Annotated in this window: 12 protein-coding genes and 2 tRNA genes; 4 read left to right on the plus strand and 10 right to left on the minus strand. The window is 68.2% G+C overall.

Annotated features, from left to right (window positions below):
- Positions 1-13 precede the first annotated feature (13 nt).
- Positions 14-733, plus strand: a complete 720-nt coding sequence (locus LDO14_RS12175; RefSeq protein ID WP_009356552.1) for an IclR family transcriptional regulator — start codon at positions 14-16, stop codon at positions 731-733.
- A gap of 44 nt (positions 734-777) precedes the next feature.
- A complete protein-coding gene (locus tag LDO14_RS12180; RefSeq protein ID WP_056387902.1) occupies positions 778-1,323 on the plus strand; it encodes a DUF1697 domain-containing protein in 546 nt (181 codons plus the stop codon).
- A 23-nt stretch (positions 1,324-1,346) separates the two neighbouring features.
- On the opposite strand, the gene LDO14_RS12185 is transcribed toward LDO14_RS12180, so the two are convergent.
- From LDO14_RS12185 to LDO14_RS12200, 4 genes are all read right to left on the minus strand, one after another.
- Entirely contained in the window at positions 1,347-2,963 is a 1,617-nt protein-coding gene (locus LDO14_RS12185; RefSeq protein WP_223991957.1) for a GTPase, read from the minus strand.
- Positions 2,960-4,675 carry a dynamin family protein gene (locus LDO14_RS12190; RefSeq protein WP_223995211.1) on the minus strand — a complete coding sequence of 572 codons (1,716 nt, stop codon included), beginning with the start codon at positions 4,673-4,675 and terminating at the stop codon, positions 2,960-2,962. Before LDO14_RS12190 ends, LDO14_RS12185 begins: the two co-directional genes overlap by 4 nt.
- A gap of 231 nt (positions 4,676-4,906) precedes the next feature.
- Positions 4,907-4,982, minus strand: a tRNA-Glu gene (locus LDO14_RS12195).
- Between the two features lie 129 nt (positions 4,983-5,111).
- Positions 5,112-5,183, minus strand: a tRNA-Gln gene (locus LDO14_RS12200).
- Positions 5,184-5,485: 302 nt separating this feature from the next.
- Here LDO14_RS12200 and LDO14_RS12205 point away from each other — a divergent pair.
- Positions 5,486-7,090: a hypothetical protein gene (locus LDO14_RS12205; RefSeq protein WP_223991958.1), complete on the plus strand. Its 1,605-nt coding sequence runs from the start codon at positions 5,486-5,488 to the stop codon at positions 7,088-7,090.
- A gap of 89 nt (positions 7,091-7,179) precedes the next feature.
- Here LDO14_RS12205 and LDO14_RS12210 read toward each other — a convergent pair whose 3' ends face one another.
- From LDO14_RS12210 to LDO14_RS12235, 6 genes are all read right to left on the minus strand, one after another.
- The gene (locus tag LDO14_RS12210; protein ID WP_018768324.1) at positions 7,180-7,920 is read right to left on the minus strand and encodes an HAD family hydrolase; all 741 of its coding nucleotides are present in this window, start codon (positions 7,918-7,920) and stop codon (positions 7,180-7,182) included.
- Positions 7,920-9,434 (minus strand): glutamate--tRNA ligase, encoded by a 1,515-nt coding sequence (gltX, locus tag LDO14_RS12215; protein WP_018768325.1) that lies wholly within the window; start codon positions 9,432-9,434, stop codon positions 7,920-7,922. Before gltX ends, LDO14_RS12210 begins: the two co-directional genes overlap by 1 nt.
- 56 nt (positions 9,435-9,490) lie before the next feature.
- Entirely contained in the window at positions 9,491-10,267 is a 777-nt protein-coding gene (locus LDO14_RS12220; protein ID WP_134163873.1) for a fumarylacetoacetate hydrolase family protein, read from the minus strand.
- Positions 10,268-10,277: 10 nt separating this feature from the next.
- A complete protein-coding gene (locus LDO14_RS12225) occupies positions 10,278-11,099 on the minus strand; it encodes an MBL fold metallo-hydrolase (RefSeq protein WP_223991959.1) in 822 nt (273 codons plus the stop codon).
- 216 nt (positions 11,100-11,315) lie between these two features.
- Entirely contained in the window at positions 11,316-12,428 is a 1,113-nt protein-coding gene (locus LDO14_RS12230) for a branched-chain amino acid aminotransferase (RefSeq protein ID WP_018768328.1), read from the minus strand.
- Between the two features lie 104 nt (positions 12,429-12,532).
- Positions 12,533-13,585, minus strand: a complete 1,053-nt coding sequence (locus tag LDO14_RS12235) for a 3-isopropylmalate dehydrogenase (RefSeq protein ID WP_018768329.1) — start codon at positions 13,583-13,585, stop codon at positions 12,533-12,535.
- 150 nt (positions 13,586-13,735) lie between these two features.
- On the opposite strand from LDO14_RS12235, the gene LDO14_RS12240 reads away from it, so the two are divergent.
- The gene (locus LDO14_RS12240) at positions 13,736-14,929 is read left to right on the plus strand and encodes a histidine kinase (RefSeq protein WP_223991960.1); all 1,194 of its coding nucleotides are present in this window, start codon (positions 13,736-13,738) and stop codon (positions 14,927-14,929) included.

The following is a 14,929-nucleotide window of genomic DNA, read 5'->3' on the forward strand; positions in this document are numbered from 1 at the left end:
GCAATATCATTACATGGACAATTCTAGTGGAGTCGGTGTCATTGATAAAGCGGCCCAGGTGCTCGATGCCCTTGAGGCCGGCCCCACCACGCTGGCGCAGCTGGTAGCCGCCACCGGCCTGGCCCGGCCCACTGTCCACCGCCTCGCTTTGGCGCTGGTGCACCACCGGCTGGTCAGCCGAGACATCCAGGGCCGGTTCGTGCTCGGCAGCAGGCTTGTGGAGCTTGCCTCCGCCGCCGGGGAAGACCGCCTGATCGCCTCGGCCGGGCCCGTACTCATGCAACTGCGCGATGCCACCGGCGAAAGCGCCCAGATCTTCCGCAGGCAGGGTGACTGGCGCGTATGCGTCGCCTCCGCGGAGCGCCCCATCGGCCTGCGCGACACCATTCCCGTGGGCACGCAGTTGTCCATGAAGGCCGGCTCTGCCGCGCAGGTCCTGCTCGCCTGGGAGGATCACGACAGGCTCCTCGAGGGCCTGCAGTCGGCCCGTTTCACGCCGACCGTCCTGGCAGGAGTACGACGCCGGGGCTGGGGACAGAGCCTTGGCGAGCGTGAGCCGGGGGTCGCCTCCGTTTCGGCACCGGTGAGGGGTCCGTCCGGCAGGGTGATTGCCGCCGTCTCCATTTCCGGTCCAATTGAGCGGCTGACCCGCCAGCCCGGCCGCCTGCACGCCGAAGTTGTCTGCAATGCCGGGCGCATCCTCACCGAGGCCCTCCGCAAGAACAACGACTAGGCTCCTGCCGGCCCCACCGGGGCTCCGGCCGCTAGGCTGTGCCCATGGGCAGCTATGCGGTGTTCCTCCGCGGCATCAACGTGGGCGGGATCAATATCAAGATGGCGGACCTGCGGGACGCGCTGAAATCCTGCGGCTTCACGGACGCAAAGACCCTGCTGGCCAGCGGAAACGTGGTGCTCAGCAGCACCCTGGACGCGGCAGCGGTCAAACAGGAATGCGAAAAGTGCCTCCGGGCCGCCTTTGGCTATGAAGCGTGGGTTGTGGTCCTGGACGCCGGGCGGGTGGCCCAACTGGTGGATGGCTGCCCCTACCCGGACGACGACAGGTCCACCCACACCTATATCACCCTGTCCTCGGACACCGCCGTCCTTGACGAACTGGAGGCGGCCGGGTCAGCCCTTGAAAGCCAGGACCAGCAGCGGCTGGGGCCCGAAGCGCTTGCCTGGCTGGCCCCGGCGGGAGGGACACTGGACAGCCCCTTCAGCAAGATCAGCGCGAAAACGAAGTTCAAGGCCGCAACCACCACCCGCAACCTGCGCACCCTCATCAAGGTCCGGGACGCCGCGGCCGCCCTGGCGGGCGGCTAGGTCATTATGGGCCGGTAGCAGCCCTACGGCCCCATGGCCTTCTTCAGCGCCTTGTTGAAGGCTGCCAGCCTGGCAATCTCCTCCTCCACGGGCGCCACCACCAGCTCCTGCGCCGCCGCTGCCACGGCGCTGTTCAGCCGCCGTCGTGCCCTTGCAGCCCGCGCCCGGGCAGCACCGGACGCAATGAAACGGCCGGTGACCGCCAAAAATATCCCCAGCACCAGGCCGAAGGCGATCATCAGGGTGGGTACCGGCCAGCCTTCCGCGCGTGGAACTTCGGGCACCGGCAGCTGCAGGTAGGCCAGTCCGGCCAGGACGCCAAGCCAGCCCAGGCCGCCCAGCACCGTCAGCAGCGCCAGCCACTGAACCACGTTGAAGGCACCCCACCACCACGCCTTGCGGTTGGCCCCGATGTCGGTCCCGGCGATGGCCTGGTCCAGGGCGTCGGGCAGCCGGTCCCGGCCGGCCCTGGCCCTCCCCCTAATCGCTGCCCGCCAGGGTCCCGGAGCCCCCTCGCTGGCCGCGTCCGCAAATTCCCTGACGGCAGCGTCCGTCCGGGCCCGCTCCGGCGCGCCGGCGGCCGGCAGGGAGGTCCGGTTCAGCCCGGCAGGTGAATCCCTGCGGAGATTGAGGCGGCGCAGCGGGTCCGGGCGGAACCTGGAGAGCCAGCGGGTGACGGGCCAGCCGGTGCGCCGGACGGACTCCAGCCGGTAGGACTGGCCGACGGCCCGCACCACGGCAGGCACGTTCGCTGCCACAGCCAGTTCGCCCGCGAGCCGGGACCTGGCGGCCGGCCGGACCCCTGCGGCGTCGCCGTCCCCGGAAGCCTGCCGCAGGTCCTGCCCGGCCTTAGTGATATCCGCCTCCAGCCGCCGGGACTGGGCCTGGCGCTGGACGGCCACCTTCCGGATCGCCGCCCGCACTTCCCCGATCCCCGCCCCCGTCACCGCCGATGAAGGGAGGACCCGCACCTGTCCCAGCCCTTCACCTGCAAGGATTGCGTGCAGCGAGTCGAGCACGGGCTGCACATCGTGTTCCGGGAGCCGGTCCACCTGGTTCAGGACCACAAGCGTGACGGCCCCGTGCGAAGCGTGCGGCGCCAGGAACCCATGGTGGACGGCAGCGTCGGCATACTTCTGCGGGTCCAGCACCCACACCAGGACGTCCACCATCCCCACCATCCGCTGCACGATCCCGCGGTTGGCTGCATGGGTGGAGTCGAAGTCAGGCAGATCGAGCAGGATCAGCCCCGTCTGTTCGTCGGCGAAGCCGTCCACCGACGCGGCGTGATGCCGGTTTCTCACTTCCAGCCAGTCGAGGAGGGCTTCGCTGCCCGCCGCTCCCCAAACACCTGCCAGTGGTTCCGATGTCGTCGGACGGCGGGCCGCCGCCGTCGCGATCTCCGCGCCGCTGACCGCGTTGAAGAGGGAGGACTTGCCGCTTCCGGTGGCCCCGAAAAATCCCACCACGGTGTGGTCGCCGGACAAGGAACGGCGGGAACTTGCGCGCTCCAGGACGTCGAACACGTCCTGCAGCGCCTGGTCCGGCAGGACCCCCTCCCCCAGCTCCCGGGCGTCCTGGAGCGCCTGGAGCCGGGCGTCCAGTTTGGAGGACGCGTGTGCCCCGCTGTGGCGGCTCACGCGCTCTCCGCCAGCCGGGCCAGGTCCCCGGCCTGCGCAGCAAGGCGTTGTGCGAGGGCGGGATTGCCTTCCGGCAGCCGCTGCAGGAACTTCTCCTGCTCGTCTGCCAGCAGGCGCCGGCACCGCGTGGCCAGATCTTCACGGGCTTTATCAGCCATGCGGCGCACGGCGTCCTCGCCGAACACCGCTTCCAGCAGGCGCTGGCCCACGACGGCGGTTCCGCCCGCCACGCCGATCTCCAGTCCGGTCAGGCCCGCAGTCATCGAAAACACCACGATCATCAGCGCGGCGCCGAGGCCGTTGATACCAAAGGACAGCCACCGGGCCTGGGTCCGCCGTCCCTGGCCTTCCGTCCGGATCAGCTCCATCAGGGCTTCCTGCCACGCCCGGATTTCCGCTGCTGCCCGTTCGGCGAACCCGGGCGCCGTCCCCGACAGGTCGTCCGGACCCAGCAGCTGCCGCCCCGCGGGGTCTGAGCGCCACCGCTGGTCGGTGTCCTCCGCTGCGTTGGCTGCCTCGTCCACAATGACGGCCTGAAGCCCGGTTTCGATGGCCGCCTCAACCCCGACGGCCGGTGCCGGTTCACCGCGGAAGAAGGCCCCCAGTCTGTCCCGGAACCGCCCCACATTCTGCTCAAGGGCGCGGAAGAATTCACCCGTGCCCACAAAATCCTGCCACCGGGCCAGCACTTCGCCCCGGAGGAGTGCACCGTCGCGGGTGGCATCAAGGATCCGCTTGGCGGCATCCGCGTAAGCCGCCACGGCGTCGGCCTCAAGTCGCGAGGCGGCCAGCTCCTGCTCACGGACGGCGCCGGCGATATCCGGAATCCGATGGGCCAGGGCGCGGACGGTTCCATTCAGGGTCCGCCGTGCGACGGCGGCCCGGCCGGCAGCATCGGCGGCCAGGGCACCAAGCCAGTCCCGCAGCTCATTGACAGCGCCGGGAGGCAGCATGCCGTGCGGATCAAGGACCGTCTCGGCGATGATGAACAGCCGGCTCCCACCGAGCCCCTCCCGGTCGAGCAGGCCGCGGAGGTCCTCGCTTACCTCCGCCTGCGCGCCCGGCGGCACCCGGTCCAGCACCACTGCCACAGTAATGTCCCGCGCCGCCGCGTCCAGGAGGAGCTTCCAGGGAACGGCGTCCGCGTACCGGTTGGCTGTGGTGACAAACACCCACAAGTCCGCGGCGGCCAGCAGTTGCCCGGCCAGCAGGCGGTTTTGGTCGGAAATGGAGTCAACGTCCGGGGCGTCAAGGAGTGCGATGCCGGCCGGAACCGCCGGATCGGCCAGCAGCACCAGCGAAGCGGCGTCGCGCGGCTCCGGCATGGCGCCCGCGGCGGCCGGACTGCCGGCGAGGGTACCGCGGATCCGGCTTAGCCCGGGCAGGACCCGCTGCCCTTCAAACCATGTTCCCTCCGCGGGGTTGTGCAGCAGGATGGGCTGGCGGGTAGTGGGGCGGATGGCCCCGGCCCGCGTGACGGGATGCCCCACGAGCCCGTTCACCAGGGTGGATTTGCCGGCACCGGTGGAACCGCCGACGACGGCAAGCAAGGGGGCGTCCAGGCTCCGGTACCGCGGAAGGATGTAGTCGTCCAGCTGCGCCCTTGCGGCCGACGTTTCGCGGCGTGCCTGGTCCGCGCCCGGCAGCGCGAGCGGCAGCAGCACATGGTCCAGGCCGCTGCGGATCTCCTCCAGCAGGGTCACTGCCGCCATGGCGTGCGGCACCGGCGGGATGGGGCGGCCGTGCTCGTCATGGGAGGTCACAGCTACATCATGCCAGTTGAGTAGGGGGCGCGAAGTTCCACCGCGTGTCGTCCCCAGCAGGGAATTCCCCCGCAGCAGGACGATTTTCTTCGAAACGACAGGCGGTCTCGTCCGGCTGGAGGGGAACCGGCCTGATGCTCATAAAAAATGGCCCCGGGCTAATGCCCGGGACCATTTCGATGGTGACCCCAGCGGGATTCGAACCCGCGTTACCGCCGTGAGAGGGCGGCGTACTAGGCCGCTATACGATGGGGCCAGAGTACTTCCGGCAGCGTTTCCGCCGCTCAAGCTCAGTGAGTATTTCACACACTTTGCCGTGGTTTCAAATCGGCGAACCGACTGGAAACCTACTGAATTCCAGCTGAAGCCAGCTTTCAAATCAGAGCTGGGATACCAGGACTCGAACCTAGAATGACGGTACCAGAAACCGTAGTGTTGCCAATTACACCATATCCCAATGGCACTTTCGGGCCGGTTTTCAGGGCTTTTTCCCTGCTCCGTGCGCCTCAGCACGAGAAATTACTTTACCCGAGACTTTCGGCTCGCACAAATCGGGATCGACGAAGACGCCGGCAGCCGCATGGACTTCTCCATGCGGGCCCTTGCCCACGCTCCCGCCGTATGGTTACCCTCGAGTAAGTTACCCATCAGTAACAACTTCCCGTCCCGCCATCCGGGCACCCCCACGAGGAAACAGGATGGCCCTCCCACCAACGGTTTCGACCACCGGGCAGCGTCGCCCGGTGGCCCAGTTAGGAAGTGTCAGCGTTGACAACCCGCACAGAATCCATCGCAACAGCCAAGCCCAAAACCCGGTCCCAATCCATCGCCATCACGGCACTGTCCCTGCTGCTGGCTCTTTTCCTTGCGTTTTATACCTTCCTCACGGGCCAGATCGCCAACGGTGCCGCGCAGCTGATGGACGGAGCAGAGCAGGCTGCCGCGGGGGCCAACCAGCTCAAAGACGGTTCGGGCCAGCTGGCAGCAGGAGCAGGGGCCGCGAACAAAGGCGCGGCGCAGGTGAAGGACGGCTCGGACAAGGTCAGGGACGCCAGCAGCGAATTGAATGCCGGCGCCGCGGCCCTGCAGTCGGGGGCCGGCCGGATCTTCTCCGGAGTCCGCGACCAGCTGGCACCAGGGGTGGACAAGCTGCACGCCGGTACCACCAAGCTGCAGAAAGATGTGCTGAACAAGCTGGTACCGGGTGTCTACCAGGTGGACGACGGCGCACGGAAGCTTCAGTCCGGCGCCGTCGCTCTTTCCGCTGCGCTGACCCCAACGGCGTCCGGAAACGCACCCAACAACCTTGCTGACGGCGCGGGCCGGATCGCTGCAGGCACGGGCCAGCTCGCCGCAAGTGCCGGCGATCTTGATGCCGGCGCCACCAAGCTGCGCAGCGGGACCGCAGAGCTGAAGGACGGCACCGGCCAGCTGGCAGCCGGAGCAAACCGGCTCAAGGGTTACCCGGGTGCCGGCAACGACCCCGCACAGGGCGACGGGCTCGCCGCACTCAGCCAGGGACTGGACCAGCTCGAAGCGGCAGCGAACGGACCGCAGGGCCTGGTACCCCTTGCAGTGATCAAGGACCAGATAGCCAAGCTGGCCGACGGCGGCCGGAGGGCCTATGCCGGGGCGGTACAGCTTGACGCCGGCGCAGCAAAGGTCAACGGCGGGGCCGGGGCCCTGGACGACGGCGCCGGGCAGCTGAAGACCGGAACGGGCAGGCTGGCCACGGGAGCCGGCGAGTTGAACGACGGCGCCGGACGGTTGAAGGCGGGCTTTGCCACCCTGGCGGAAAAGCTCAATGCGACGGATCCGCAGAACCCGGGCGTGGTGCTGGGCACGTCGATGCTGGCCGAGGGGACGGCGAAGATCCGGGTGGGGATGGACGGTGTGCCGGGCGACCCCGACCGTCCCGGCCTGATCTACGCCGCCAACAACCTCCAGGACGGCACCACCCGGCTCAGCGCGGGCATCAACGGCGGCGGCGACCCGGCGAACCCGGGCCTGCTGGCGGGAACGGAAGCCCTCTCCGACGGAACCGTCAAGCTCAGCAGTGGGACGGGCCAACTGGAATCGGGGTCCGCACGGCTCGCCGAAGGATCCGGTCAGCTGGCCGATGGCAACGGCCGGCTGGACGACGGTTCCGGCAAACTGGCGGAAGGCGCCGGCAAGCTGGCGGACGGCAACGCGAAAATCGCTGCCGGCACGCAGGAGCTGCACACGAAAGTGGCGGCAGTGTCGCCGTCGTCCTGGCTGGACAACCCGGGCATCGCCCTGCTGCTGATCGCGCTGCTCGTGGCCGCCGCCGTCGCGGCCTACCTGCTCCTGCGCCGCCGTGCCGCGGGCCTGCGGGCCCCCTGACAGCTGACGCAGACAGGCCGGGACCGCGGCCCTGCAAAAAAGGGGGCCGCGGTCCCGGCCTGCAACGCCTATGTGGCCGGCTGGTCCGGTTAGGCCAGCAGTTCCTCCAGGGAAGCAACCATGCTGCCCTCGAAGCCCTCCACAACCTCACCCATGCGGTTCAGCCAGACGCCCAGCAGCCCTGCCGCCGTCGAACCCTCCGCATCCAGCAGCCGGTTATCGCCCACGTACAGCGTTTCGCCCGGGGCAGTGCCCAGCAGCCGGACGCCCTCAAGGTACATGGCCGGATCGGGCTTGGCCACGCCAAGCGTGTCCGTGCCCACCAGGTGCGTGATCCGCTCCAGCCCGGCCCCGTCCAGCTTGGCGCGCTGGTAGTCATGGACGTTGTTGCTCACGGCGCCGTAGGGCACTCCCGCATTGTCCAGGACGTCCAGGAGGGGCAGCACATCGGGGAACGGCTTCACGTACGCGGGCTGCTTCTCCATGTAGGCCGCCAGCCACCGGTGCGACTCCTCGCCCTCGCCCAGGTCAACGCCGAAGTGTCCCAGTGCCGCACGCCCGCGGAGCAGGCGTTGTTCGTTGAACGTCAGCTCGCCGGCCAGGTAGCGGTCGTAGAAGTGGGTGGTCTCGTGGGTGAAGATGCGGCCGAACCGCTCCCACCCGGCCTGGTCCAGTCCGGGCAGGAGGTGTTCGCTGACCTCGCGCAGCGCGGTGGTCATCGAATACTCGAGGTCCACCAGGGTGTCGTCAATGTCGAACAGGACGCCCCGGACACGGCCGAAAGGTGTCTCCAGTATGCCGGCTCGGGCCGCTTGGCTGGGAGCGGTCATCAGCCGCGGAAGGCGCGGAGCCGGCGCAGGGAGGACTCCTTGCCCAGGATCACCATGGACTCAAACAGCGGCGGCGACACGCGGCGGCCGGAAACGGCCGTGCGCACCGGGCCGAAGGCAAGCCTCGGCTTGATGCCCATGTCCTCCACCAGGGCCTGCTTGAGTGCGGCCTGGATGTTGTCCGGCGTCCATTCCGCCACCGGTTCCAGCGCGGCGATGGCGGCATCAAGGACCTCGGGAAGGTTGGCGGGAAGGCCTTTGCGTGCGTCGTCGGCGATGTCGATGGCGTCATCGGCCTTGAACAGGAACGCCAGCATGTCCGGGGCTTCGCCCAGGAGCGTGATGCGTTCCTGGATCAGCGGCGCCGCCTCGGTGACGATTTCCTCTTCGCGGTCTGTCAGGATCTCCCCCACCAGGCCTGCCTCGCGCAGGTAGTGCGCAACGCGGTCACGGAACACCTTGGGCTCGAGCATCCGGACGTGGGTGCCGTTGATGGCCTCGGCCTTCTTTAGGTCGAAGCGGGCCGGGTTGGCCAGGACGTCGTGGACGTCAAAGTGCTCCACAAGCTGCTCCACCGTAAAGATGTCCTCGTCCGCGCTGAGGGACCAGCCCAGCAGGGACAGGTAGTTCAGCAGCCCTTCCGGGATGAAGCCCCGCTCCCGGTGCAGGAACAGGCTGGACTCGGGGTCGCGCTTGGACAGCTTCTTGTTGCCCTGGCCCATGACGTAGGGCAGGTGGCCGAACTCCGGCATGTACTCGGCGACGCCGATGGCGTACAGCGCCCGGTACAGGGCGATCTGGCGGGGCGTGGAGCTGAGCAGGTCCTCGCCGCGCAGCACATGGGTGATGCCCATCAGCGCGTCGTCCACCGGGTTGACCAGCGTGTAGAGCGGCGCACCGTTGGCCCGCACCACGGCGAAGTCAGGGACGGAACCGGCCTTGAACGTGATGTCGCCGCGGACCAGGTCGGTGAACGTGATGTCCTCGTCCGGCATGCGCAGGCGGAGGACAGCCTGCCGGCCCTCCGCCCGGTACTGCGCCAGCTGCTCCTCCGTCAGGTGCCGGTCAAAGCCGTCGTAGCCAAGCTTCGGGTCCCGTCCGGCCGCGCGGTGGCGCGCCTCGATCTCCTCCGGGGTGGAGAAGGACTCGTAGATGAACCCGCCGTCATGCAGCCGCTTGATGACGTCCTGGTAGATGTCGCCGCGCTGGGACTGCCGGTACGGCTCGTGCGGGCCGCCGACCTCAACGCCCTCGTCCCAGTCGATGCCCAGCCACTTCAATGCGTCGAGCAGCTGGTGGTAGCTTTCCTCGCTGTCCCGCGCCGCGTCCGTGTCCTCGATGCGGAAAACCAGCGTGCCCTTGGTGTGGCGCGCGTAGGCCCAGTTGAACAGGGCCGTCCGGATCAGTCCAACGTGCGGGGTACCCGTGGGCGACGGGCAGAAACGGACCCGGACGGGCGTCTCGGCGGTAACGGGCGGAATGGCTGCGGCGGGTGACGAAGAAGCGATAGTCATAGTGGCTTCAACTTTACCCGCCTGGCCGGGTCCGGCCTTCCGTCGGCCGGACAGGCCTAGCGGCGGACGATGGGGTTGGAAAGCCGTCCGATGCCCTCGATTTCCACCTCGAAGCGGTCGCCCTCCTTGACCAGGCCCACGCCGGCGGGCGTGCCGGTCATGATCACGTCGCCCGGCAGCAGGGTAAACGCCTGCGATACCACCGACACCAGTTCGCGCACGCCGCGGATCATCTGGCTGGTGCTGCCGTCCTGGCGCACTTCACCGTTGAGCCTGCCCTGGATCTGCAGGTCCTCCGTGTCCAGGTCGGTCTCGATCCAGGGCCCCAGCGGCGCGGAGGTGTCGAAGCCCTTGGCGCGGGTCCACTGCAGGTCCGTTTTCTGGACGTCGCGGGCCGTGAGGTCGTTGCCGCACGTGTAGCCGAAGATGACATCGTCCACGCGGTCTTCCGGCACGTCCTTGCAGATCCGGCCGATCACCACGCAGAGTTCAGCTTCGAAGGAGACCTCTTCGGAGAACTCCGGCAGCACTACGGGGTCGTTGGGGCCCACGACTGCGGTGTTGGGCTTCAGAAAGAGCAGCGGCTGGGCGGGGACCTCGTTGCCGAGTTCATGGGCGTGATCCACGAAGTTCCGGCCAACGCCGATCACCTTGCTCCGCGGGATGATCGGCGCCAGCAGCCGGACGTCCTCCAGCTTGTGGCGCACGGATGTGCGCTCCACGCCATGGAAAAAGGGGTCGCCGTGGATGACAGTGATTTCCTCACTGCCCGGTTCACCTTCCACAACGCCGTACAGGGGATCGGAATCGACTACAAACCTGGCAATACGCATGGCTCCTACCCTACCGTCCCGCCGGTGCCGCCTGGCCCGCGCTGCCGCCGCCGCGCAGGTAGGACAGCTGCGCGGCCACGGACAGCTCGGCGGCACGCCGCACGGAAGGCTCGACGTCGGAATAGACGGCGTCGGCCACCTCCCCCGCGGCTGCATCCTGGCCCAGCCGGTCCAGCGCGGCGCGGATCTGCGCCAGCCGTTCTTCCCGGTGTGTCCGGTAGTCCCGTGCGATGGCTTCAAGGGAGGGCAGCACCGGGCCGTGGGCCGGGAGGACGGTTGCGGGCCCCAGCGCTTCGAGCCGGTCCAGGGATGCCATGTAGTCGCCCAGCGTGCCGTCCGGATAATCCAGGACGGTGGTGCCGCGGCCAAGGACGGTGTCGCCCGTCAGCACCGATCCATGGTCCCCGTCCGCAGGCAGGTGGAAACAGACGGAGTCTGAGGTGTGGCCGGGCGTGGCCAGGACGACGATCTCCAGCCCTGCGGCCTGGATCACCTCTCCATGGACCAGCGGCACTCCCCCGCCGTGGCAGTGGCCGGGCTCCGCCGCCCGGACCGGCGCGCCCGTCAATTCATGCAGGCGGGCGGAACCCGCCGTATGGTCCGCGTGCCGGTGGGTCACCAAAATCAGTTCGACGGCGGCGGTCCCGGCCAGTGCGTTCAGGTGCGTTTCGTCCCGGGGACCGGGATCCACGACCACCACGGAGGAATGGCCAGGGGCACGCAGGAGGTAGGAGTTGGTGCCGTCCAGGCTCATGGGGCCGGGGTTGGGTGCCAGGATGAACTGTGTGAGCCCGGAGCTGCGCTGCAGCCGGGGGCCGGAAACTGAGGTCACCGGTCCATCCTTGCATCCGGCGCTGCCCCACCCCAGCCCCGCAGCGCGTCGGTGTGCCGGCATCCACCCCGCAACAGTCAGCAGCTTGTTCGCAAAACCACGCCTTCAAGGTCAGGATCTGCGAACCAGCCCAGGAATGCCTGTTGGCCGGAACGCAGGACGGCGCCTGCCGGACCCAAGTCCGGCAGGCGCCGTCGTACATTGAAAACTGCCAGGCTATGCCAGGCGGGTCAGCCAGCCGTGGGTGTCCGGCTCCGTGCCCGTCTGGATGCCCAAGAGCTTTTCGCGGATGGCCATGGTGGTCTCCCCCGCCTTGGCGTCCTCGGAACCGATGAACTCGGTGGCGTCCTTGAGGACTCCGATGGGAGTGATGACGGCTGCCGTGCCGCAGGCGAACACTTCGGTGATGTCACCGGAGGCCACGCCGTCACGCCACTCGTCAAGGGTGATCTTCCGCTCGGAAACCTCGCGGCCCATGTCCTTGGCCACCTGGATGACGGACATCCGGGTGACGCCTTCCAGGATGGTCCCGGTGAGCGCGGGCGTTACCAGCGAGCCGTCCTTCATGACGAAGAACACGTTCATGCCGCCCAGTTCTTCCACGGCGTTGTCGTTGGCCTGGTCAAGGAACAGGACCTGCTTGCACCCGTTGGCCTCGGCCTCCTGCTGCGCGATCAGCGAAGCCGCGTAGTTGCCGCCGCACTTGGCGTCGCCGGTGCCGCCACGGCCGGCGCGGGCATACTGCCGGGAGATCCAGATGGACACGGGCTTGAGCTCGCCGCCGAAGTAGTTGCCGGCAGGCGAGGCGATCACCCGGAAGGACACCTCGCGGGCGGCGCGGACGCCCAGGAAGGCCTCGGTGGCGATCATGAACGGCCGCAGGTACAGGGCCTCGCCGTCGCCGGAGGGGACCCACTCCTTGTCCACTGCCACCAGTTCGCGGATGGCGCCGAGGAAGTACTCGGCCGGCAGTTCCGGAAGGGCCAGACGGCGGGCGGATTTGTTCAGCCGCGCCGCGTTCGCCTCCGGGCGGAAGGTCCAGATGGACCCGTCCGCGTGGCGGTAGGCCTTCAACCCTTCGAAGATCTCCTGGCCGTAGTGGAAGACGGCGGCGGAAGGATCCAGGACGATCGGACCGTAGGGTTCGATCCGGGCATCGTGCCAGCCGCCGTTGCCGTCCGCGTCCACGCTGTAGTCCACGATGGCGGTGTGGTCGGTGAAGTAGTTGCCGAATCCCGGGTTTGCCAGGATGGCTGCACGCTCTTCGGCGGACTTCGGGTTGGCCGAAGGCTGCCGGGTGAATTCGACGCCATGGGCGGTCTGGGTCATGGTTCCTCCACGATCGGCCGCCACCTCGTTCAGCGCTGAACGGCGGGGCGGCATTTGGTGATTCGAGACAAGCTTACGCCCGATGCCGGATGCCCCGGCGCGGGCTAAAGGCCGGCGGTGATGGCGTCGCCCACGGCCGTGGTGCTGCGTGCGGTGCCGTCACGCTTTTCGACGTCGGCAACCACGGCAGCTTCAATCCTGCGGGCGGCGTCCGTGTAGCCCAGGTGGTCCAGCAGGAGGGCCGCGGAGAGGATCGCCGCGGTGGGATCTGCCTTGCCCTGGCCGGCGATGTCCGGCGCAGAACCGTGGACCGGTTCGAACATGGAAGGCGCGGTGCGGTCCATGTTGATGTTGCCGGAGGCGGCCAGGCCGATGCCGCCGGTGATGGCAGCGGCGAGGTCGGTGATGATGTCGCCGAACAGATTGTCCGTGACGATGACATCGAAGCGGGACGGGTCCGTGACCATGAAGATCGTGGCGGCGTCCACGTGCAGGTAGTCGTGAGTGACGTCCGGGAATTCCTGGGCGACGGCTTCGACGGTGCGCTTCCAGAGGTGGCCGGCGAAGACCAGGACGTTGTGTTTGTGCACCAGGGTGACGTGCTTGCGTTCCCGCGCGCTGGCGCGTCGGAAGGCGTCACGGACCACGCGCTCCACGCCGTGGGCGGTGTTCAGGGAAACTTCGGTGGCTACCTCGTGCGGGGTGCCCGCACGCAGGGTGCCGCCGTTCCCGACGTAGGGCCCTTCGGTGCCTTCGCGGACCACGATGAAGTCGATGGTGCCGGGGTTGGCCAGGGGGCTGCCGACGGTACCGTAAAGCCGGGAAGGCCGCAGGTTGACGTAGTGGTCCAGGCTGAACCGGAGCTTGAGGAGCAGCTCACGCTCGATGATGCCGGACGGGATCCGGGTGTCGCCGGGGGCGGCGCCCACCGCGCCGAAGAGGATGGCGTCGCGGGTCTTCAGGTCGGCCAGGACGTCGTCCGGCAGGGTCTCGCCGGTGCGAAGCCAGTGCTCGGCGCCGAGCTCGTAATGCGTGGGCTTGAGCTCCACGCCCTCCGCCGCAACAGCCTTTTCCAGGACTTTAAGGGCCTCGGCAATGACCTCGGGGCCGATGCCGTCGCCGGGAATAACTGCAAGATCGATGGAGGATGCGCTCATGTCTTCAGGGTAGCCAGACCATCCATATGCTGGTCAAGCCGTCCCATATTCCGGACACCGGGTCCGTCGGCGGCGTTGGAGTCCCGGACGTGTACAGCGATCAGCCCCAGGCATGAGGCACCCGCCACCGCATCAGCATAGAGTTTCGGGGTGGAATTACGGCACAAGGCTTATCACTGGCTCCGGGTCAACACCTTCCGGGTGGACCTGGTCCTCATGCTGGCGCTCCTGCTTTTCTGCGGCCCGGTGTACCTCATCGCGGACCGACCCTGGCACTTCGTGCTGTCGAGCGCACTGGTGGTGCCGCTGGCATGGCGACGCACCCGGCCGGTGCCCGCGGCGGGCGCCATTGTGGTGGCATCTCTGGCGTTATGGGCATCCGGGCTGGAGCCCCTGGCGGGATTGATGGCTGTTCCGCTGATCATCTATGCCGTTGCCGCCTACGGTCCTGCCCGGGCCAGCCGGTCGGTCCTGGGCCTGGGCCTGCTGGGCGGCGTGCTGCTGACCACCCGAAACCTCAGCAGCACGGCCCAAACGGGCGTGCTGGGCCTCACCATTAGTGCCGTGTACACCGTACTGATCTGGATGCTGGTGTTGTTCAGTTGGACCCTCGGGGACCTGACACGCGTCCGCCGTCAGCAACTGCAGACCCTCGCGGACCGTGCCCGTCGGCTCGAAACCGAACAACAGCAGGAACGCTCCCTGGCCGCCGCCGATGAACGCGCCCACATTGCCCGTGAGATGCACGACATCGTGGCGCATTCCCTGTCCGTGATCATCACCCAGTCCGACGGTGCACGATACGCAGCGGCAGCCAACCCTGCCGTGGCCACGGAAACGCTGGCCACCGTCGCCGCCACGGCACGGGAATCGTTGGCGGAAATGCGCCGGCTGCTGGGTGTGCTGCGGCACGGCGATGAGTCCACCACCCGCCCGTTGCCCGGACTTGTGGACCTCGATGAGCTGTTCCTGGGGTTCCGTTCGGCCGGCCTGCCGCTGGACGTCGAACAGCTGGGATCGCCGCGGCGCACCCTGCCTCCGGGCGCCGAACTCACGGCATACCGGGTCCTCCAGGAATCCCTGACGAACGTCCTCAAGCATGCAGGTCCGCGGGCCCGGGCCCGGGTTTTGGTGCGGTGGCAGCCACGCGGGCTGCAGCTCGAAGTGCACGACGACGGCCGGGGCGCTGCTGCCCATCCGGCGGTGGGTGCCGGGGAAGACGGCGGTAACGGGCTGCGGGGCATGCGGGAACGGATCAGCCTTTACGATGGTTCGTTGGCGGCCCGTCCGGCCGCGGGCGGGGGCTTCCAGGTTTCGGCCTTCCTTCCCTACACCGAGGCTTGA

This window comes from Arthrobacter sp. NicSoilB11 (assembly GCF_019977375.1).
Taxonomy (GTDB): Bacteria; Actinomycetota; Actinomycetes; order Actinomycetales; family Micrococcaceae; genus Arthrobacter.

Coding starts and splice junctions, on each gene's coding strand:
- LDO14_RS12175 (WP_009356552.1), top strand. CDS start 14: ATGGACAATTCTAGTGGAGTCGGTGTCATTGATAAAGCGGCCCAGGTG.
- LDO14_RS12180 (WP_056387902.1), top strand. CDS start 778: ATGGGCAGCTATGCGGTGTTCCTCCGCGGCATCAACGTGGGCGGGATC.
- LDO14_RS12190 (WP_223995211.1), bottom strand. CDS start 4,675: ATGGCGGCAGTGACCCTGCTGGAGGAGATCCGCAGCGGCCTGGACCAT.
- LDO14_RS12210 (WP_018768324.1), bottom strand. CDS start 7,920: ATGACCGCTCCCAGCCAAGCGGCCCGAGCCGGCATACTGGAGACACCT.
- gltX (WP_018768325.1), bottom strand. CDS start 9,434: ATGACTATCGCTTCTTCGTCACCCGCCGCAGCCATTCCGCCCGTTACC.
- LDO14_RS12220 (WP_134163873.1), bottom strand. CDS start 10,267: ATGCGTATTGCCAGGTTTGTAGTCGATTCCGATCCCCTGTACGGCGTT.
- LDO14_RS12230 (WP_018768328.1), bottom strand. CDS start 12,428: ATGACCCAGACCGCCCATGGCGTCGAATTCACCCGGCAGCCTTCGGCC.
- LDO14_RS12235 (WP_018768329.1), bottom strand. CDS start 13,585: ATGAGCGCATCCTCCATCGATCTTGCAGTTATTCCCGGCGACGGCATC.